The following is an 18136-nucleotide window of genomic DNA, read 5'->3' as shown; positions in this document are numbered from 1 at the left end:
GCCGGATGGGACCGGCGGTTCAGAGGCGCTCGTCGGAGAAATGGCCGCGCAGGGTGGCCAGCGCTCGGGTGATGAGCCGGGAGACGTGCATCTGCGAGATGCCGATCTGCTCGGCGATCTGGCCCTGGGTGAGATTGCCGTGGAAGCGCATGCTCAGGATCCGGCGTTCGCGTTCCGGCAGCGTGGCGAGGGCCGGGCCGAGGGCGACGCGGAGCTCGACGAGGTCGAGGCCGTGGTCGTGCGTCCCGAGGGTGTCGCCGAGTTCCATGCTGCCGTCGGCGCCGGTCGGGGTGGACAGGGAGGTGGCGCGGTAGGCGCGGGCCCCTTCCAGTCCTTCCAGGACCGTCTCCTCGGGCAGGTCGAGGTACGTCGCGATGTCGGCCACGGTCGGTGAGCGCCCCAGGGTGTGGCTGAGGGTGCTGTTGGCCTCGGTGATCGACAGACGGAGCTCCTGCAGGCGGCGGGGCACCCGCACGGCCCAGGTACGGTCGCGGAAGTACCGCTTGATCTCGCCGATGACGGTCGGGATGGCGTACCCGGTGAAGTCGACGCCCCGGGTGGGGTCGAAGTTGTCGACGGCCTTGATCAGCCCGACCACCGCGGTCTGGGCCAGATCCTCGTCGTGTACGCCGCGTCCCGAGTAGCGGCGCGCCAGGTGGCGGGCGAGCGGCAACCACGCCTCGATGGCGCGTTCCCGCAGCGCCGGGCGACGGGGGTCGCCGGCCGGAGTCGCGGCCATCGTCGCCAGGAGGGCATCCGCGCTGTCGGCGCTCTGCGCGCTGCTGCGCTGGCCGAAGCGGGTGCTGGTCGTCGGTTCGAAGGTGGTGACCATGAGTGTGGCCTTCCCGCACGTGCCCGCTGATCGAGTCGACCGGAAGATCTCCGAACCGGCTGTCGCCGGGGCGCACATACGGGCTGGTGCGCTGTCGCAAGGCCACGATCACGGGCCTCGCCACCGCGTCATGTCGTTCACTTGATGCCGCGAACGCTACCCGAAAGACCGATCAATTGCTAGCCGAAAGTATGAGGTGTCCCAGCGTGGCGGCCGCTGACTCGGCGACGGCGGGAGGATCACCCAATCCGCCCCGGCACGGCTCGGCGATGGCTGACACTGAAGGTGAAAGGTTGCCGGGTCAGCCGGCAGCCGGCCGTCAAGAGGGAGTGCATCGTGACGTCGGGATCGATGACTGAACGGATCAAGGGTCTGCTCAACAGCCCGAAGGGTCGTGACCTGATGCGGTTCGGCCGCACCCAGGCGGCCAAGCCCAGCACCCAGCAGAAGCTTCGACAGCTCATGGAGCGGGTGACCGGAGGACCGGGTCGACGCCGCTGATCAACTGGCGGACTGCGACGAGTGGACATGCGATCGTGAGTGACACCAGCATTGGCGCCGACCGCCAGCGAGGCAGTGACTACGCCGACCTGTCCCGGCAGGTCCGGGCCGCGGGTCTACTCGAGCGGCGGCGGGGGCACTACACCGTGCGGATCGGCCTCGTCGTCGCTTCCTTCGTCGGACTGTGGGGCCTGTTCGCCCGGTTGGGTGAATCGTGGTGGCAGCTCGGCGTCGCAGCGGCCCTCGCGGTGGTCTTCGCGCAGGCCGGATTCATCGGCCACGACGCCGGGCACCGGCAGATAGCCCGTACGCGGCGCGGGAACGACCTGATCGGCCTGGTGCACGGCAACCTGCTGACCGGGCTCAGCTACGGGTGGTGGGTGGACAAGCACAACCGTCACCACGCCCACCCGAATACCGAGGGCAAGGACCCCGACATCACCGTGGCGCCCCTGTCCTTCACCACCGGCCAGGCCCGGCGACGGCGCGGCCTCGGTGCGCTGGTCGTCCGCTTCCAGGCGTACCTGTTCTTCCCGCTGCTCCTGCTGGAAGGCCTGCACCTGCACGCCAACAGCGTGAAGGCCCTCCTCGGCCCACGCCCCATCGCGCGTCGGCCCGCCGAAGTCGGACTGCTCGCCCTGCACCTGGGCGGCTACCTCGCCGCCGTCCTGCTGGTGTTGAGCCCGGCGCAGGCCGTCGCGTTCATCGCGGTCAACCAGGGGGTGCTCGGCCTCTACCTCGGCTGCTCGTTCGCGCCCAACCACAAGGGCATGCCGATCCTCGCTGCCGAGGACAACGTCGACTATCTGCGGAGGCAGGTCCTCACCTCGCGCAACGTGCGCGGTGGGCGGTTCGTCGACGCCCTGCTCGGTGGGCTGAACTATCAGATCGAACACCATCTGTTCCCGAGCATGCCGTGCCCCAACCTGCGCCACGCCCGGCCATTGATCCGCCGGTTCTGCGCCGAGCACGACATCGACTACCACGAGACCACCCTCGGCCGCTCCTGGGCAGAGGCACTGCGCCACCTGGACGACATCGGATCCGGCGAGCCGCGGACGGACGCCGCGCTGCGCTGAGGCCGCGTTCCCGCGTACCTCGTGGTCTGGCCCGCGGGCGGTCCCGAATGCCGGCGCGGCCTGCTCGCTCGATTGGCTGGCGGCGTCGGGTCAGTCGCGCTGCTCCGGGTCGTCACCCCTGGTCGCCGTCGGCCGCTTCGCGGGGCGGGTCGGGGTCACCGTGAAGGGATGGCGCAGCTGCCGCATCGCCTCCTCGCTGCCGTCAAAGGTCACGCCCGGGTCGTCGCCCTCGTCCTTGGTCGGCGTGGCGAGAAACAACGCGGAGCGATCATTGTCGTTCGATGTCATGCAACAGTCCCATTTCAGCAGGTGAGGAGCGCACTGGTTCGCGGGCAGTTCTCGCCGCGCATTCGTGGTAAACCGGGCCGGCGCTCGCACTGGCGCTCGGTGGCGGTGTCTCGATCACGGGCGACCGCCCGGCGACACACACCGAACCTTACCCGGCGTTGCCGTCCGCCGTGCACCGCAGCCGCAGCGGGCCGCCCGCCGGCCGCGACGCGCGGTCCGACCCCTGCCCCGGCGAAGCGGGCGGGACCGTGCGGCGCGGACCACCCCGGCGCCCGGAGGCGGCGTCCGCCCGCTGGTCGCGGGGACGCCGGCTCCGATCCGCGGGTACGTCAGTACCCGGCGATGAAGTAGCCCGTCTGGTCGTGGGAAGGAACTGAGTCACCCAGCACGTGGCACCTGCCCACGGTGTGTGTGACGTAGGTTCGCCCCTGTGCTCGACCTGCCACTGTCGTCCGCGTTCGTGGTCTTCGACGCCCAGGGCTCCGGCTGCCTGTCCTACGGGGTTGAGGTGGCGGGCCGTCGCTGGTTCGTCAAGCGGGCCACCACACCGGAGGCTCGGCTTTCGCTGGTTCGGGTAGGCCGGCTGCACGCCGTGGTGGCGCACCCGGCGATCGTCAGCCCCGAACGGATCCTCGACGGCCCCGACGGGCCGGTACTGGTGTACCCGTGGCACGACGGCAACGTGCTCAACCGGGCCACAACGCATGGCTCCGACCGGACGGCGCTGGCCCGGTTCCAGCAGCTTCCCCTTCCGGAGGTGGAGGCGGCCATCGACACGATCCTCAACGCGCACCTGGCCGTCACCGCCGCCGGGTTCGTCGCGGTCGACCTGTACGACGGCTGTTTCCTGTACGACTTCGTCGCCCGCCGGATGCGCCTGGTAGACCTCGACGAGTACCGGCCCGGCCCGTTCGTCCTCGACGCAGACCGGTTGCCGGGGTCGCGCCGCTACATGGCGCCGGAGGAGTTCGTCCGTGGGGCGATCATCGACCAGCGCAGCACCGTTTACACCCTCGGTCGCAGCATCGGCCACCTGCTCAGCTCTCCAGAGGGCTGGCGAGGGTCCACCAGCCAGCGTGATGTCGCGGCACGCGCGACTCAGCGGCAGCCCGCGGACCGGTACCCCGACGTCGCCGCACTCACCTGCGATTGGCGTTCGGCGATAGAGGCATAGCAGGCCCGGGAGGGCCCCACCGGCCGACCACGATCAGCTCCCGCTAGAGGCAGCAAAAGCGGGGTCGCCCCCGGCCGCTCCCTGCCACCCCGGGTCCACCCGCAGGTCGCTAGACTAGGCGCTCGCGCCCTCGTAGCTCAGGGGATAGAGCATCGGTTTCCTAAACCGTGTGTCGCAGGTTCGAATCCTGCCGGGGGCACCAGGTCACAGCCTTGATCATCGATCACTGATCCGCCTTCCGAGGCTTTCGTGCCCGCTGCGTGCCCGATCGCTTCGCCACCTTCGACCGGCTCGCGTCCAGGTGCTGGGCAACCTCGGCGTCCCGGCCGTCAACGGCACGGGCGTAGTGGCGGGTGGTCACGCTGGCGTTGGCGTGCCCGAGCCGACGAGCGGCCACCAGGACACCATGCGAGTCCGCGACCCAGCTCGCGTGCGTGGCCCGCAGGTCGTGAGGCGTGACGTCGGCCAGCCCAGCGGACCGCACTGCAGCGAGGAACCGGCGCCGGAAGCCGTAGTGGGTACTGCTACGACCGGTCGACAGGCTTGCCGTCGCGGCGGTAGAGACGGGTCAGCACACCAGCGTTACGAGCTGCGACGGCGTTGATCAGATCGGCTCCCCAGATGCACAGAGTGGCCTCCCACGGGTGCCCGAACGTGCCGAAGCGCAGGTCTCGACTGGCGAAGATGTAGTAGTCGCCGTTCGGGAAGACCTCGACGGGCCACATGTCCGTGCGCGAATCAGGATCAACGCGATGCGGCCAGCAGCGATACGCCGGGTGCTGCCAGTCCAGGACGTACACCCAATCGTCGTCGGCAACGCAATCCTGCAGGGCGCCCATGACCAGCCGGTTGAGCCCGTCTTCATCGACCGCGAAGCGCCACAGCCCTGACCGCCATCGCTCATCGAAGTCGTGTCGGCTGATTGCGAGGTCCCAGGTCAGCGACGGGACGGGCTCGATAATGGCGGGCCATTGCGAGGCGTCCATGCTGGCCCGGAACTGGAAGCGCTCGTCGAAGCCGTCCCAAACCTGGTCGTACTCAGCCCTGTTGAGATGCTGCCAGCCGGTCACCGGTGTCGTCACCGCTAGATCCTCTCTGAGTCGGCCGCGACGGTCGAGCCACATAGCTGCTGCCGGCAATCCGACGCCACCGAACCAAGGTGTGACCGTCAAGCATCTGGTGGGACGCAAGCGTCAAGCATGTCCCGCGCCAAGACCGTGGTGGCGGCCGTGGCGGCATATGTCTAGTCCCACCACATGCTTGACGAATCCGTCCCACCACATGCACGACGCTTCACCTAGGTTGCTGTCGGCTGCATCATGGCGGAGTGACATGGATGCCAACGCCTGCCGACGCCGACGTCCTGGCCCGGCGAGCCGCACTCGCCAGGGCCGTCAACGAGGAATTAGCGGTTGCCGGACTGCCTGTGGTGCCGAACGATACGGGCCTTGATCGATCGGTCGCCGTCGGTGCGCTGGTATCTGTCGATCCGCTCGACGATGAGAGTGGGGGTGGCGTCTTCGTCGAGTGGGTTACGCACTTCGTGCTGGCCTCTGCGGCCATGGATGCTCTGAGTGAGGGCCGTGAGGGCGATCCTTCCCTCCACCTCGCAGGCACGGTCGCAAGCGCGATGCAGGACGCGATAGCTGAGATCCTGTCGGCGGCTGGCTACACCGTGGCCAAGGACGTTAACGACATGGCACCCTTCCAACTGCAGGTGAAGAGCCGGCAGTCCGGGCTGTCGTGGCGAGACTGGCTGGACGCGCAGACTGCGCGCCGCGAAGAAGCCCTCAGGGAGACCGCCAATAACCGCACCCCGCACGCCCGCGGCGAGCCGCCCAGTTGAGGGCCGCGTCGCGATCATGTCAAGCGTCTGGTGGGACGCGAGTGTCAAGCATGTGCCGTGACGGGACACGGCCGTGGCGGCATACAACTGCCGAATTGCGCTCTATCAGATCAAGGCGGCCCGCACAGCGGGCCGCGCCGGACCGGCCCCGGCCTGCTGGCGACCTCCGGCCGGCATCGGCCGGGCCGGCCGGCCACGCTGATGGGACACAGAACCTTGAAGACCTCGGGGCTCTGCCCCGAACCCCGGCCCTCCTCAGAGATCAGCCGGGAGCGCGGATCACCTCGCCGGGCACCACAAGGGCTACCAGCATCCCCGGACGGGGCCAAGGTCGTTCGGCTGGTGAGGCGCTCCACCTTGTCCCCGTCCGGGGATGCTGGACGGTCTGGCGACTGCCCGACGAGGAGATCCGCTTCTAGGTACCGGCAGCCATGCAGCTACGGCTGGCTCGGTCAGCCAATCGCGTCGAGGAACTCCTCCACGGCGACCACGACTCGACTGAGCACTGCGATCGACTCGGTAAGCGGGCCGGGTACGTACATACCGTGATCCGCGCCTTCCACCTCTAGCACGTGGGGTGACAGCCGGCGGGCCAGGTCACTGTCCCAAACTTTATCGGCAGTGCCGCCCACGAGCAGGAACGGCGCGGTCGCACGGCCCAACGCGTCAGCCACCCACGGCAGGGTGAGCAAGGGCGTGAGCCACACGGCGGGCAAAGCTTTCTCGGCGGCAATCGCTGCCGCATTCGTGCCGAGCGACTTGCCGATCAGCAGTGGGCGGCCGCTGATGGTGTCGATCAGTGGAGTGATCTCACCGCCGACCCAGCTCTCGATCTCCGGCTGATCAGGCTTCGGAAACTCCTGGGACCACGAGTACCGATGTACCGTTGCGCCCCGCTGTTCCGCCACATCGCCGGCATACATCAGCAGGGGAGCGCCCGGTCCGAACCTACCGCCGGGAATCACGACAGCGTCAGTCATGCGGACGACCCTACCTAGACGCTGCGGGGACAAGATATGTGTGATCTCGCCAGCCGGGCGGGCGTCCGGAGCTCCCAGGCGAGCGGTCCGCATCTAGTTCGCAAGAGGTCGACGACAGCGGGAGCGGTGCGAGATGTCGAGAGGTATCTTCGCTGCTAAACCCTCATGTGCCCAGGTCGGCGGGACTGGCGGTTTGATCTCATAATCCGCGTGTCGTCGGTGGGGCCGGGCGGTAGCTTGCCCCCATGCGTGCGGAAGTGCGACACATCCGGTTCCCCGACATGGAATCCGACCAACCCTTCGATCCTCGGAACACCTTGCAACTGGTCGAGGTGTACGTCGGCGTCGTAGGCGAACCAGGTGAGGAGCAGTACCAGGTAACTGCATGCACCCCTGCTGCTCTGGCCGACCTACTGGTCCGGCAGCCCTCCCTGGCGGGGCGGCATTGGCTGTTCGTGGCAGAGTTCTCGCCAGCGCCCGTCGAGGCAGCCTTGCGCAAGCTGATCGGGAACGTCGAAGCGACCAGCCGGACCGAGCTCGCTGAGAAGGTCGGCCGGATTGGTCTATGGGAGTTCGAGGACTACCGCGGCTAACAGAGGCTGCTGGCCCTGCAACCAGTACAGCCACCCGTACAGCCAAGCCGGTCGACGGCCCTGCGCTCGGACCGACGCAAGGCGACGAGGTGAGCAGGCCAGCCGCAGTGACCGACGCCGGTCGACAGGAGTCTTGATCTTTGCAAAGCAGGGGAGCGGGGCGTGCCCGTTCCGTGCCCGATGGGGCGGGTGCCGAGGGTCAACAGCGGTCAGCTCCTGGACGTGCGAGCCGGCATGGAGACGCAGGCCAAGCGAGGTCATTCCCGAGCAGGCTTCCGCCGTGTCCACACTTCCTAAACCGTGTGCCGGTCGACCTGGCTACTCCGGCACGCCATCGGTCAGATGCAGGTGGCTGAGGTTAGGTGAGAAGGCACCAACATGGTCAGGGGTCCCGTGGTGCGGCTTGCTTGGTCGGAAGCGACCGGCCGCCACGGCCTGGTCGTAGCAGCCGACGCCTACGGGGTACTCGCTCAGAATGCCCGACAGTCGATGCCGCGCTGCCCATGCGAGTCCGTCAGCTTGAGACCGAAACACGCCGGAAGCGAATCGCGCGTTCGAGCCGTGAAAGACCCACACCGTGGGGGTCGCTGCGCCACAGGGGTCAGGGCTGGCGGGTGTTTGCACGGCCAAAGTATGCCGGCAGAGTCAGCCAGCGTGCGGCCCTTGCCAGCCGACCGGATCGCAGCGGGGGTAGCTGTCGACAGCAACGGCGACAGCAACCGGCTAGGACGAGAACAGCCGGCAGCGGCCGGGCGCGGACAGTCGCCCGAGGTCGCAGACGCGGACGGACCCCGCCGGACGACGCGCACAAAGCTTGTAAACGAGTGCTCACTGGTTCGTGTTGACCCGGTGAGCATGCAGGGCGAGCCAGGTCCTGCTGGACCGAGTCTGGCTCGCGTGGTGCACCTTGAAGCCGGCTGTGACGAGCAGGGCGGTCAGATCCGGCAGACGGTGGAAGGTGAACCAGCGTCTGCGGTTGGAGCCGTAGTTGGATGCAATCTCCCAGCCTTCGCCGTCGCCTTCCGTCAGGTTGAGGTAGAGCTGGCCGCCGAGGCGAATCGCGCGGGCGAACTCGCCGAGGACCGTGGGTACCGCTTGACGGGGAATGTGCAACAACGCTGCCTGGCACCAGATCGCGTCAACTGCTCCAGACCGTAGAGGAAGATGCCGCATGTCGGCTTGGGCGACGCCCGGCAAGCCACCGGTCCGCAGTTGCCCCAGGGACAGGTCGAAGCCGACCACTCGCAAGCCCCGCTCTCGCAGGAGCCTGACCTCGCGGCCGGGACCGCAACCGACGTCGGCCACCATGCCCCCTGCCGGAAGGCGTGTGGTCAGCAGTGCAATGTCTTCCAGGAGCTTGGGGTCAATGGTCGAGTTGGCCCGAGCGTACGTCGTCGAGATGGCGTCGTACGTTCGTTGCGTCTCGGTGATGGGCTCAGACATGCGGGCGAGACTATCGGCCCTGCGGACTGCTTGCCTTCAGGCAGCAGGGAGGCAGCAAGAGCGACGCGACCCGAGAATCCGAGGCATCGTCGGACCGCATCGTTCCTGCACCCAACCACGTCCTGTAACAGCGAACCACAGCCGTTGATAAGCCATACCCGGCTCCCCCCCGACGGGGTTCACGAACGACGGGTCGGAGGCGCCCGAGCCGACGAGCTGTCCTTGCGGCTATCACCACTGCTCATCGAGGGCTGCGATCTGCTTGCGGAGGGTTCGGGCGTCCTTCGTCGGCAGGACCGCAACGGCGACGTCCAGGATCCAGCGCAGCTCGGGCGGATTCGGACAGCACTCCATCACCCCACAGCCGGCGGTCGGATCCCACAGGCGATGCCAGGGGTGGCGCACGAACCATGACCAGGCCCGCAGTGCATCAGATGGCGACAGCCTCAGCGCGGCTCGTTGGATCAATCGCGCCCGACGGGTGCAAGTCCCCATCCACTCCTCGGGCTACGCCTTCAGCTCCGAGGAGTGCGGTGGGTCGGACGGGTCTGGCTGCTTGCCGTAATGCTCAGACAGCCGCTGCTTCACCTTCCCTGGGGCCAGCGCTGGGTGGCTCCTTCGGGGCTGCTGACGGGCCGGACAGCACCGCCGGCATGACCGGCCTGGCTGACGTCACCTGTCGCCCCGGCTCCGCTGGGTCCGGTGCGCCTGGCGCCTTTGAGGCGCCGTACCGCCTCGGCTCCGGCCGCTCCCGCCGCAACCAGCGCCGCCATCAGTGGCCATGGAGTACGACGACGAGCCACGGCTTGTTGCCTCTTCGGAGCAGGACGACGAGTCACGGCTTGTTGCCTCTTCAGGTACCTCTGTGCTGTCATTTCCTCATTGTCGGCACCCGCGCCGGCCCAGGCGGCTAAATCGATGCCTGCGAATGGTCCGGCTGACCCTGCCGGCGAACCCGATGGATGACGGACGCTCCGGCCGGGATGCTCCTGAAGATCAGCCATACGATGGCTTGCGGTTGGCGGGGGGGAATCTCAAAGGTGCTTAAGAGCACGCCTAGCCGGCGAGGGCCGGCACGCCCTACGCACGCGCCTGAACTCAACAGCGCGCGAGCCATCCCACGACAGGCCGATCCGGTTGACGAAGGTGTCGTGCGCAAAAGAGCTGCACCTGCTGACGCCGAGGAGCCACCGGACGTGCTGGAGCGGGTCGGGCCGCTGGAGTCGGCCGCCCAGCGGGAGCTGTTCGGCACGGCCGAATTCGTTCCGCCGGATCCGCCGGACCGCCTGCGCCGGTTCACCGCGCGGGCGGCGCGCGACCTGATGGCCGGATGGCTATCCTCCGCGATGGTGGTCGTACCGCACGGGACGCGACCTGCACTACCCGGCACCGCCGAGCAGGCCTGCCCCCGCGGCAGCGTGCAGCCCTCCGGTGAGGTGTACCGGCCGGCGTTGCTGAAGCGGCTCGGCTCCAAGGGCGTCCTGATCATCGGCTCCGACAGCGTCGCCACGGTGGACGGCGACGGTGACGTGCACACGGTGCCGCTGGCCGATGCGCTCCTGATCGAGGGGGACGGGAGGTTCTGGCTCGCACATCCGGGCCACGGCTGTGTCACCGACGTCTCCGACCAATCCGCAGCCGTCGTCCGACTCCGCTCGGTGCTGCCTCCCAGGCGCGTCCGGCAGGAACACCGACTGTAGGCGTGGTGATCCGACGGCTGTCGCCCTAATGAATTTTTCCGGCGGTTGGACTTCTGCCGGACCGCCTCAGTGAGGTCGCTCCAGGTGCCGGCCGAGGTCTTCATCATCCGGTCGACCATCGACCGGGCTGATGCCTCGTCGGTGACGTCGTACGAGACTGGTGTGGGGCTGGGCGACCGAAGACGCGAGCAACGGCCCAGACGTCCGTGGACGGCGGTAGACGCCGTTTTGATGGCTCCCGTGCGGGAAGCAAACGGCGTGGCAGAGTCGAAGCGACGTCGGCTGGCAGAAGACGACCTGTTGAAGGGGTTCGACCAGACAGGGCCGGGCGGAGGAAGGCTCGGCGGCTTCTTCGCCATCACCATCGGCGCATCCCTGTACGCATGGCATTTCGCGTTCAGCTTCGGTGCCTACCACACGGTCCTCTACTACTTTCGGCAGCAACTCTTCGTCGTGTCGCTGGTCGTGCTCCTGGGAGGGCTGATCATGCGCTCTCGGATGCAGATCCACCCGTGGCTGCTGGCCCTGTTCACGCCTTGGCTCCTACTCACCCTGGTGCGGCTTGTCCTTCCGGCCGGCGAACCGGGTGCCCTTCCACGTGTCGTGGACCGTATCCTGCTCGTCGCCACCGTGGTGGTGTTGCCGATCATTGCCTGGGTCGTTGCGCGGTTGCTCGCACCGAACTACTTCACCTTGCCCGATCGGCGAAGCAAAATCGCAGTTGTGGCTATTGTCGCCGTCGTGACAATCACTGGCTATTCCGCTGGCCGGTGGAACGATCGCTTTCTCACCTGTGGAGACTTCCAAGTCGCCGGCGATGACGAGCCAAAGAACTGTTCCCACGTACCCCGTCGCTGACCGGTGGATACGTCACGCCTACTTTCTTCGGCGGTCGAGGAGCTGGTCGAGGGCGACTGCGGTGTTGATGAGGGCGAGGTGGCTGAACGCTTGGGGGAAGTTGCCGGTCTGTTCGCCGCTCGGGGCGATCTCTTCGGCGTAGAGGCCCAGGTGGCTGCTGAAGGTGAGCATCTTCTCGAAGGCGAGGCGGGCTTCGTCGAGGCGTCCGGCGTAGGCGAGGGCTTCCACGTACCAGAAGGTGCACATGTTGAAGGTGCCTTCGTCGCCGGGTAGGCCGTCGGGGGAGGCGGCAGGGTCGTATCGGTAGACGAGGCTGTCGGAGACGAGTTCGTCGTCGATGGCGTGGAGCGTGGACTGCCACATGGGGTCGCTGGGTGTCACGAAGCCGACGGACGGCATGGTGAGTAGCGCGGCGTCGAGGACTGACTCGCCGTAGCTCTGGACGAAGGAGCGGCGGCCGGGGTCGTAGCCGTGTTCCATGACCTGGTTGTAGATGGTGTCCCGTTGCTGGTCCCAGCGGCTGGTGTTGCCGGGTCGGCCGTGTCGTGCCGCGAGGCGGATGGCGCGGTCGAGGGCGACCCAGGACATCAGCCGGCCGTAGGTGTGGTTGCGGGGGTGGCTTCGGCTTTCCCAGATACCCGCGTCGGGCTGGTCCCAGTTGTCGCAGAGCCAGTCGACGAGTTTGACGGTGCTGCGCCAGACCTGGTGTGAGGCGCGGATGCCTTGTTCGTCGGCGAGGTGCATCGCGTACAGCGCCTCGCCGTGGATGTCGAGCTGCAACTGGTCGGCCGCGCCGTTGCCGACCCGGACCGGACCGGAGCCGCGGTAGCCCTCGAAGTGGTCGAGAACCTCTTCGTGCAGATCCGACGACCCGTCGATGCGGTACATGATTTTCAGCGGGTTGCCGCTGTCGCCGGCCTCACGGACGCGCTCGTCGAGCCAGTCCACGTACCGGGTGGCCTCCTCGGTGAAGCCGAGCCCTAGAAGCGCGTGGACGGAGAATGAGGTGTCGCGGATCCAGGTGTAGCGGTAGTCCCAGTTCCGGGTGCCGCCGACCATTTCCGGTAGTGCGGCGGTCGGGGCGGCGATCATGGCGCCGCTGGGCGCGTACGTCATGAGCTTGAGGGTGATCGCGGAGCGTTCCACCATCTCCCGCCACCGTCCGGTGTAGCGGGAGCAGTCGAGCCAGCGGCGCCAGTAGTCGCGGGTCTGCTCGAACATCGCCTGGACCTCGTCAGCGGGAATGACGCGGGGGTCGTGGGTAGAGGCGGTCTCCACCACCATTCCGCCGGTGTCGCCCTGGCGGAACGTGGCGAACATGAGCAGGTCCCCGCCGCTGGCGTGGACGTCGGCCTCGTGTACCAGCCGCCCGACGGGGCGGACCGGATTGACGGTGAGTCTCATTGAGGAGCTGTGGAAGGCGACGCCATCGGCCTGCAGCTCCAGATCGTGGCGGTCGCGGCCGTAGTTGAAACGGGGCCGACATTCGATGCGGAACCGCATGCTGCCCCGAACCATGTTGACCATCCGCACGAGCCTGTGCTGGTCGGTGACCTGCTCGCCGGTGACCGGCATGAAATCGATGATCTCGCCGACGCCGTCTGCGCTGATGAATCGGGTGATCAGGATAGGCGTGCCGGGCAGATACAGCTGCTTGCTCAGGTAGTCGACGCCGTCCGGCGCGATGCGGAGGTACCCGCCACGTTGACGGTCCAGTATGCCGGCGAAGATGCTGGGGGAGTCGAATCGCGGAGCGCAGAACCAGTCGACCGTGCCATCGCGGGCGATCAACGCGGCGGTCTGCAGATCGCCGATGAGCCCATGGTCCTCAAGGGCCAGGTACTCGTCCACGCCACCTCCCACCTCGCCTACGGTCCCTACGCAAGGTAGAGGTACCTGCGCCGCCGCGGGTGAGGTCGGAAGAGGACCACTCTGCGGAGGTACCGCTACAGCGGCACTGGTCGACGGACCTTGCGCACGAGTCCTCCCGCGACGGCGGGTAGGCGACGTGCTCAGCCGAGCCCGCACCGGCTCCGCCCGTCCTCTCCGTCTTCAGCGGGCCGTCAGGTGGCCGCCGCATGCTTGCCGTGCTGTTGCAGCCGTGGCGCCAGGGCGCGCAGAAGCCCGAGGTCACCGTGGCGTAGCCGACCGACCACTGGCGCGATCGACGCCCGCAAGGTAGAAAAAGCTCTATCCCACTGACCCGTTCCCGATGCCCGCCGAGCCGCTGAGAGAGCGCTCTCTCGAAGCCGGTCGGCAGCCCACACCGACAGGTAGGTCGATGACAGCCCACCTCCACCCGTCCCGTCGGCAGCTCTTCACCCTCGCTGCCGCGACCGCCGCCGCGGCGGGACTCGCCCCCGCCACCGCCGCCTCCGCCGCTCCCGCACGCCACCACGAGGACGAGCCCGACTTCGGCCCAAACGTCTTCGTCTACGACCCGAGCACCCCGGCCGCCGAGATCCAGTCCACCGTGGACCGGCTCTTCGCTCGGCAGGAGCACAACGAGATGGGCACCGACCGGTACGCGGTGCTCTTCAAGCCCGGCCGCTACGAGGTGAACGCCCGGCTGGGCTACTACACGACCGTGGCCGGCCTGGGCGAGCACCCGGACGACGTGGAGATCCACGGCGCGGTACGCGTCGTCGGCCAGCCCGACCCGAACTCCCCGGCCGGCATCTCCGCGCTGACCAACTTCTGGCGCTCGGCGGAGAACCTCGCCATCACCCCCACCGACTGGTCGAACCAGTGGGCCGTCTCCCAGGCCTCGCCGATGCGTCGGGTGCACGTCAAGGGCATCCTCTGGCTGGAACCCGGCAACGGCGGCTACTCCAGCGGCGGCTTCATCGCTGACTCCAAGGTGGACGGCATTACCATCAACGGCTCCCAGCAGCAGTGGCTGACCCGCGACAGCGAGCTGGGCGGCGACTGGACCAACGGGGTCTGGAACCAGGTCTTCTCCGGTGTGCTCGGCGCGCCCGCCCAGGGCTTCCCGAACCCGCCGTACACCACGTTGCCGACCAGCCCGGTGATCCGGGAGAAGCCGTACCTGTTCGTGGACGCCGCCGGCCGCTGGCGGGTCGCCGTGCCGGGGCTGCGCCGCGACACCGCCGGCACCAGTTGGGCGGCCGGCGGCGGGACGACCCGCTCGCTGCCGCTGCGGGACTTCTTCATCGCCCGCCCGAGCCACGACGCGCAGCGGATCAACCGGGAGCTGGCGCGCGGCCGGCACCTGCTGCTCACCCCGGGCGTCTACCGCCTGGACCGCGCGCTGCGGGTAATCCACCCGGGCACCGTGGTGCTCGGCCTCGGCATGCCGAGCCTCGCCCCGACCGGTGGCGACGCCGCGCTGCGGGTCGCCGACGTCGACGGCGTCCGCATCGCCGGCATCCTGGTCGACGCCGGCGAGGCGGAGTCGGACGTGCTGGTCCAGATCGGCCACCGGCACTCCCGCCGCGACCACGCCGACGACCCGATCTCGCTGCAGGACGTCTTCTTCCGCATCGGCGGGCCCTGGGTCGGGCGCGCGCGGACCAGCCTGGTGGTGGAGAGCGACCACACGCTGATCGACAACGTCTGGGCCTGGCGCGGCGACCACGGCAACGGCATCGGCTGGACGGCCAACACCGCCGGCACCGGCGTGATCGTCAACGGCGACGACGTGACCGCCTACGGGCTCTTCGTGGAGCACTACCAGCGCTACCAGACCATCTGGAACGGCGAGCGCGGCCGGACGATCTTCTACCAGAGCGAGCTGCCCTACGACCCGCCGAGCCAGGCCGCCTGGACCAGCCCCACCGGCCGGGGCTGGGCGTCCTACAAGGTCGGTGACCGGGTACGCGAGCACGAGGCCTGGGGGTTGGGCGTCTACTCCTACTTCAACCAGGGCGTGGACATCCGCTGCGACCGGGCGATCGAGGCGCCGCGCCGGCCCGGGGTCCGCTTCCACGACATGGTGACCGTCTTCCTCGACGGCAGCGGCGGTATCGAGAAGACCGTCAACGAGGTCGGCACCCCGGTCGTCGGCAGCTACGGCACCAGCCCGGTGATCAGTTACCCGTGAGCACGGCGCGCGGGCGACCGCGCGGCGGTGACCGCCCGTCCCCATACCGGGGGCGGGCGGTCGTGTAACACGATTCGTTCCGAAAGCGCTGCGCCTTCTTGCTGAGCGGCGTGGCGCATGCCCGGCATAGGCTCGAAATGCACTGAGGATCGCAGGTCACGGCCGGGCGGACGCGATCGAGGGGGCGAGTCCGCTCCGGGCCGGGATCGTCGGTGTCCAGTCATCCGCGTCAGCACGGGCCTGCCGGTCAGCCGGCGAGCTGGTCCACCCGGGCGATCACCTGGTCGATCAGGCCGTAGTCGCGGGCCTGGTCGGCGGTGAACCAGCGGTCCCGGTCCCAGTCGCGCTGGATCTCCTCCAGCGTCCGACCACTGTGCTGGGCGATCAGCTCCTGCATGGTCCGCTTCACGTGCAGCATGTTCTCCGCCTGGATGGTGATGTCGGCGGCGGTGCCACCCATCCCGCCGGAGGGCTGGTGCATCATGATCCGCGAGTGCGGGAGGGCGAAGCGCTTGCCCGCCGCGCCGGCGCAGAGCAGGAACTGCCCCATCGACCCGGCGAAGCCGAGCGCCAGCGTGGCCACGTCGTTCTGCACGTAGCGCATGGTGTCGTAGACGGCCATCCCCGCGCTCACCGAGCCGCCCGGCGAGTTGATGTAGAGGAAGATGTCCCGCTCGCTGTCCTCGGCGGCGAGCAGCAGGATCTGCGCGCAGATCTGGTTCGCGGTGTCGTCGGTGACCTCGGTGCCGAGGAAGACGATCCGCTCCCGCAGCAGCCGCTCGAACACGTGGTCCCCGAAGGTCGGCTGACCGCCGTCCAGCATGCGCACGTCGTACCCGATCATCGCGACCGCCCTCCAGACTGGCGCCGGCGGGCGAGGAGCACCGCCCGGGAACCGGCGTCTCCAGCCTGCGCCCGGCGCCGGTCGCGGCCCCAGGATTTCTGCCGGCGGCAGATCCGCCGACGGCAGAACCGCGGCCGGCCTACACCGCGGTCAGCCGCCGCCGGCCCGCCCGGGCCCGGCGGCGGGCCAGCATCCTGGAGGTACGCGGGCCGGGGCGCCCGGCCGGCGCGGAGGCGATCAACCGGACCCGCAGCCCCGCCCCGCCGACGGTCGACCCGACGGGCGACGCCGGACCGCCGACGTGCAGGATCGGCCCGCCCAGCCGCAGCACCGGCCCGGCTGGGTGCCGGCAGGAGGTCGGAGCGGCCGACACCGGCGGCGTCGCCCCGGCGGGCTGGAAGCCGATCCGGACAGTCGGGCCGTTCTCGCCGCGGGCCGCCGGCACCCGGTCCAGCCGGGACAGGGCGGCCCGGGGCGCGGCGGGGATCCGCCGTTCGACCCGGCGCAGGTCGTCGCGGGCCTCTTCGAGCAGGTCGGACAGGTTGATGCCGAGGGCGCGGCAGATCGCGGCGAGCACCTCGGAGGAGGCTTCCTTGCGCCCCCGCTCCACCTCGGAGAGATAGGGCAGCGACACCCCGGCCGCCTCGGCGACCTCGCGCAGCGTCCGGCCCTGGCGCAGCCGTAGCCGGCGCAGGACCCCACCGATCACCCGGCGCAGCAACGACATGCGGGCCTCCTCATGGTCGGCGTCGGCGGAACTTCCCCCATCATGCCCGTCGTCGTGCCCGCCCACCCGCCCGGTCGGCCACCCCGGCGTGCGGATGCCGGCCCAACCGCTATGTTGTGGGCGTGCAGGCGATCCGGGGGAAGCAGGACCGACGGTGATCCATTTCCCGGCGCAGCGGCGCGGCCCGCTGAGCGCGTTGAGCCTCCGGCTGGCCGCCGCCCTGGGCCTGGTGGTGCTGACCGTCGCGGTGGTCTTCCTCGACCGGGACGGCTACCGCGACGTCGACGAGAACGGGCTGACCCTGCTCGACTGCGCCTACTACGCCGTGGTCACCCTCTCCACGACCGGGTACGGCGACATCACCCCGTTCTCGCAGTCGGCCCGGCTGGTCAACGTCCTGTTCATCACCCCCGCCCGGGTGCTCTTCCTGATCATCCTGGTCGGCACCACCCTGGAAGTCCTGACCGAGCAGTACCGGACCGGCCGTCGGCTGGGGCGGTGGAGGAGAACCGTGAAGGACCACGTCATCATCTGCGGCTACGGCACCAAGGGCCGCAGCGCGGTCTCCGCCCTGCTGGAGAACGGCCTGGACAAGTCCCGGATCGTGGTGGTGGAGCGCAGCGGCACCGCGCTGCGGCAGGCGACCTCCGCCGGCCTGGTCGCCATCGAGGGCTCCGCCACCCGCTCGTCGGTGCTGGAGGAGGCGCACGTCCGCAACGCCAAGGCGGTGATCATCGCGACCGACAGCGACGACGCCTCGGTGCTGGTGGCGCTCACCGCGCGGCAGCTCACCGCCGGCCAGGTCCGGATCATCGCGGCGGTCCGCGAGGCGGAGAACGCCCCGCTGCTGCGGCAGAGCGGCGCGCACCACGTGATCGTCTCCTCGGCCACCGCCGGCCGGCTGCTGGGGCTCTCCACCTCGGCGCCGCCGCTGATCGACGTGGTGGAGGATCTGCTCACCCCCGGCCAGGGCATGGCGCTGGCGATGCGCTCCGCCGAGCGGCACGAGGTCGGCAAGTCGCCGCGTGAGCTGGAGTCCCTGGTCATCGCGCTGGTTCGCCGGGGCAAGGTGGTCACCCTCGCGGACAAGGCCGGCGCGGTGATCGAGACCGGCGACATGCTCGTCCACGTCCGCGACGACCGCCCCCAAACCACCGCCACCCACCCCTGACCCTCCCCGGGCGGCGCCCGGACGCACTTACCGAGAA

General features: G+C 69.0%; 19 protein-coding genes and 1 tRNA gene. 10 read left to right on the top strand and 10 right to left on the bottom strand.

Going from position 1 to position 18136, the window contains the following annotated elements:
• Positions 1-19: 19 nt before the first annotated feature.
• On the bottom strand, positions 20-739 hold the full coding sequence (locus FHX75_RS13485; protein WP_246158285.1) for a SigB/SigF/SigG family RNA polymerase sigma factor: 720 nt from the start codon (positions 737-739) through the stop codon (positions 20-22).
• A 444-nt stretch (positions 740-1183) separates the two neighbouring features.
• Between FHX75_RS13485 and FHX75_RS30745 the strand changes: the two genes are divergently transcribed.
• A complete protein-coding gene (locus tag FHX75_RS30745) occupies positions 1184-1333 on the top strand; it encodes a hypothetical protein (protein WP_170285366.1) in 150 nt (49 codons plus the stop codon).
• Positions 1334-1365: 32 nt separating this feature from the next.
• The gene (locus tag FHX75_RS13480; protein WP_154939921.1) at positions 1366-2412 is read left to right on the top strand and encodes a fatty acid desaturase family protein; all 1047 of its coding nucleotides are present in this window, start codon (positions 1366-1368) and stop codon (positions 2410-2412) included.
• Between the two features lie 90 nt (positions 2413-2502).
• Here FHX75_RS13480 and FHX75_RS13475 read toward each other — a convergent pair whose 3' ends face one another.
• Positions 2503-2700, bottom strand: a complete 198-nt coding sequence (locus tag FHX75_RS13475; protein WP_154939918.1) for a hypothetical protein — start codon at positions 2698-2700, stop codon at positions 2503-2505.
• Between the two features lie 430 nt (positions 2701-3130).
• Here FHX75_RS13475 and FHX75_RS13470 point away from each other — a divergent pair, with 430 nt between their 5' ends.
• Both FHX75_RS13470 and FHX75_RS13465 read left to right on the top strand, forming a co-directional pair.
• Positions 3131-3874: a protein kinase family protein gene (locus tag FHX75_RS13470; protein ID WP_154939916.1), complete on the top strand. Its 744-nt coding sequence runs from the start codon at positions 3131-3133 to the stop codon at positions 3872-3874.
• Positions 3875-4000: 126 nt separating this feature from the next.
• Positions 4001-4076, top strand: a tRNA-Arg gene (locus tag FHX75_RS13465).
• 21 nt (positions 4077-4097) lie between these two features.
• Here FHX75_RS13465 and FHX75_RS32235 read toward each other — a convergent pair.
• The gene (locus FHX75_RS32235; protein WP_154941957.1) at positions 4098-4415 is read right to left on the bottom strand and encodes a tyrosine-type recombinase/integrase; all 318 of its coding nucleotides are present in this window, start codon (positions 4413-4415) and stop codon (positions 4098-4100) included.
• Positions 4399-4956, bottom strand: a complete 558-nt coding sequence (locus FHX75_RS13455) for a DUF2716 domain-containing protein (RefSeq protein ID WP_170285365.1) — start codon at positions 4954-4956, stop codon at positions 4399-4401. Before FHX75_RS13455 ends, FHX75_RS32235 begins: the two co-directional genes overlap by 17 nt.
• A 245-nt stretch (positions 4957-5201) precedes the next feature.
• Between FHX75_RS13455 and FHX75_RS13450 the strand changes: the two genes are divergently transcribed.
• Positions 5202-5720: a hypothetical protein gene (locus FHX75_RS13450; RefSeq protein WP_154939912.1), complete on the top strand. Its 519-nt coding sequence runs from the start codon at positions 5202-5204 to the stop codon at positions 5718-5720.
• A gap of 452 nt (positions 5721-6172) precedes the next feature.
• On the opposite strand, the gene FHX75_RS13445 is transcribed toward FHX75_RS13450, so the two are convergent.
• Positions 6173-6700: an alpha/beta hydrolase family protein gene (locus tag FHX75_RS13445; protein WP_154939910.1), complete on the bottom strand. Its 528-nt coding sequence runs from the start codon at positions 6698-6700 to the stop codon at positions 6173-6175.
• Between the two features lie 245 nt (positions 6701-6945).
• Here FHX75_RS13445 and FHX75_RS13440 point away from each other — a divergent pair, with 245 nt between their 5' ends.
• Complete coding sequence (locus FHX75_RS13440; protein ID WP_154939908.1) at positions 6946-7293, top strand: Imm8 family immunity protein; 348 nt, start codon at positions 6946-6948, stop codon at positions 7291-7293.
• Between the two features lie 318 nt (positions 7294-7611).
• Here the strand turns inward: FHX75_RS13440 and FHX75_RS32230 are convergent, their stop codons facing one another.
• Together FHX75_RS32230 and FHX75_RS13435 are read right to left on the bottom strand one after the other, a co-directional pair.
• Positions 7612-7869 (bottom strand): DUF7710 domain-containing protein, encoded by a 258-nt coding sequence (locus tag FHX75_RS32230; protein WP_425463491.1) that lies wholly within the window; start codon positions 7867-7869, stop codon positions 7612-7614.
• Between the two features lie 252 nt (positions 7870-8121).
• Positions 8122-8736 carry a class I SAM-dependent methyltransferase gene (locus FHX75_RS13435; RefSeq protein WP_154939906.1) on the bottom strand — a complete coding sequence of 205 codons (615 nt, stop codon included), beginning with the start codon at positions 8734-8736 and terminating at the stop codon, positions 8122-8124.
• Positions 8737-9887: 1151 nt separating this feature from the next.
• Here FHX75_RS13435 and FHX75_RS13430 point away from each other — a divergent pair.
• Both FHX75_RS13430 and FHX75_RS13425 read left to right on the top strand, forming a co-directional pair.
• A complete protein-coding gene (locus FHX75_RS13430; RefSeq protein WP_154939904.1) occupies positions 9888-10436 on the top strand; it encodes a hypothetical protein in 549 nt (182 codons plus the stop codon).
• Positions 10437-10520: 84 nt separating this feature from the next.
• Entirely contained in the window at positions 10521-11294 is a 774-nt protein-coding gene (locus FHX75_RS13425) for a hypothetical protein (protein ID WP_154939902.1), read from the top strand.
• Positions 11295-11312: 18 nt separating this feature from the next.
• On the opposite strand, the gene FHX75_RS13420 is transcribed toward FHX75_RS13425, so the two are convergent.
• Positions 11313-13145, bottom strand: coding sequence for a glycoside hydrolase family 15 protein (locus FHX75_RS13420; protein ID WP_154939900.1), 1833 nt, complete (start codon positions 13143-13145; stop codon positions 11313-11315).
• Positions 13146-13575: 430 nt separating this feature from the next.
• Here FHX75_RS13420 and FHX75_RS13415 point away from each other — a divergent pair, with 430 nt between their 5' ends.
• Positions 13576-15357, top strand: coding sequence for an adenylyl cyclase (locus FHX75_RS13415; RefSeq protein ID WP_154939898.1), 1782 nt, complete (start codon positions 13576-13578; stop codon positions 15355-15357).
• A 247-nt stretch (positions 15358-15604) separates the two neighbouring features.
• On the opposite strand, the gene FHX75_RS13410 is transcribed toward FHX75_RS13415, so the two are convergent.
• Positions 15605-16201 (bottom strand): ATP-dependent Clp protease proteolytic subunit, encoded by a 597-nt coding sequence (locus FHX75_RS13410; protein WP_154939896.1) that lies wholly within the window; start codon positions 16199-16201, stop codon positions 15605-15607.
• Positions 16202-16340: 139 nt separating this feature from the next.
• Positions 16341-16928 carry a helix-turn-helix domain-containing protein gene (locus FHX75_RS13405; protein WP_154939894.1) on the bottom strand — a complete coding sequence of 196 codons (588 nt, stop codon included), beginning with the start codon at positions 16926-16928 and terminating at the stop codon, positions 16341-16343.
• Between the two features lie 154 nt (positions 16929-17082).
• Here FHX75_RS13405 and FHX75_RS13400 point away from each other — a divergent pair, with 154 nt between their 5' ends.
• Positions 17083-18099 carry a potassium channel family protein gene (locus FHX75_RS13400; protein WP_154939892.1) on the top strand — a complete coding sequence of 339 codons (1017 nt, stop codon included), beginning with the start codon at positions 17083-17085 and terminating at the stop codon, positions 18097-18099.
• Positions 18100-18136: the final 37 nt, after the last annotated feature.

Source organism: Micromonospora palomenae (assembly GCF_007829925.1).
GTDB lineage: Bacteria > Actinomycetota > Actinomycetes > Mycobacteriales > Micromonosporaceae > Micromonospora > Micromonospora purpureochromogenes.
Note: the sequence above shows the minus strand (reverse complement) of the source record. Positions and strands in the feature narration are given on the sequence as shown.

Excerpts from the sequence above, each read along its gene's own strand:
- FHX75_RS13410 (WP_154939896.1), bottom strand. The coding sequence starts at position 16,201 with ATGATCGGGTACGACGTGCGCATGCTGGACGGCGGTCAGCCGACCTTC.
- FHX75_RS13415 (WP_154939898.1), top strand. The coding sequence starts at position 13,576 with ATGACAGCCCACCTCCACCCGTCCCGTCGGCAGCTCTTCACCCTCGCT.
- FHX75_RS13405 (WP_154939894.1), bottom strand. The coding sequence starts at position 16,928 with ATGTCGTTGCTGCGCCGGGTGATCGGTGGGGTCCTGCGCCGGCTACGG.
- FHX75_RS13485 (WP_246158285.1), bottom strand. The coding sequence starts at position 739 with ATGGCCGCGACTCCGGCCGGCGACCCCCGTCGCCCGGCGCTGCGGGAA.
- FHX75_RS13435 (WP_154939906.1), bottom strand. The coding sequence starts at position 8,736 with ATGTCTGAGCCCATCACCGAGACGCAACGAACGTACGACGCCATCTCG.
- FHX75_RS13475 (WP_154939918.1), bottom strand. The coding sequence starts at position 2,700 with ATGACATCGAACGACAATGATCGCTCCGCGTTGTTTCTCGCCACGCCG.
- FHX75_RS13445 (WP_154939910.1), bottom strand. The coding sequence starts at position 6,700 with ATGACTGACGCTGTCGTGATTCCCGGCGGTAGGTTCGGACCGGGCGCT.
- FHX75_RS30745 (WP_170285366.1), top strand. The coding sequence starts at position 1,184 with ATGACTGAACGGATCAAGGGTCTGCTCAACAGCCCGAAGGGTCGTGAC.
- FHX75_RS13440 (WP_154939908.1), top strand. The coding sequence starts at position 6,946 with ATGCGTGCGGAAGTGCGACACATCCGGTTCCCCGACATGGAATCCGAC.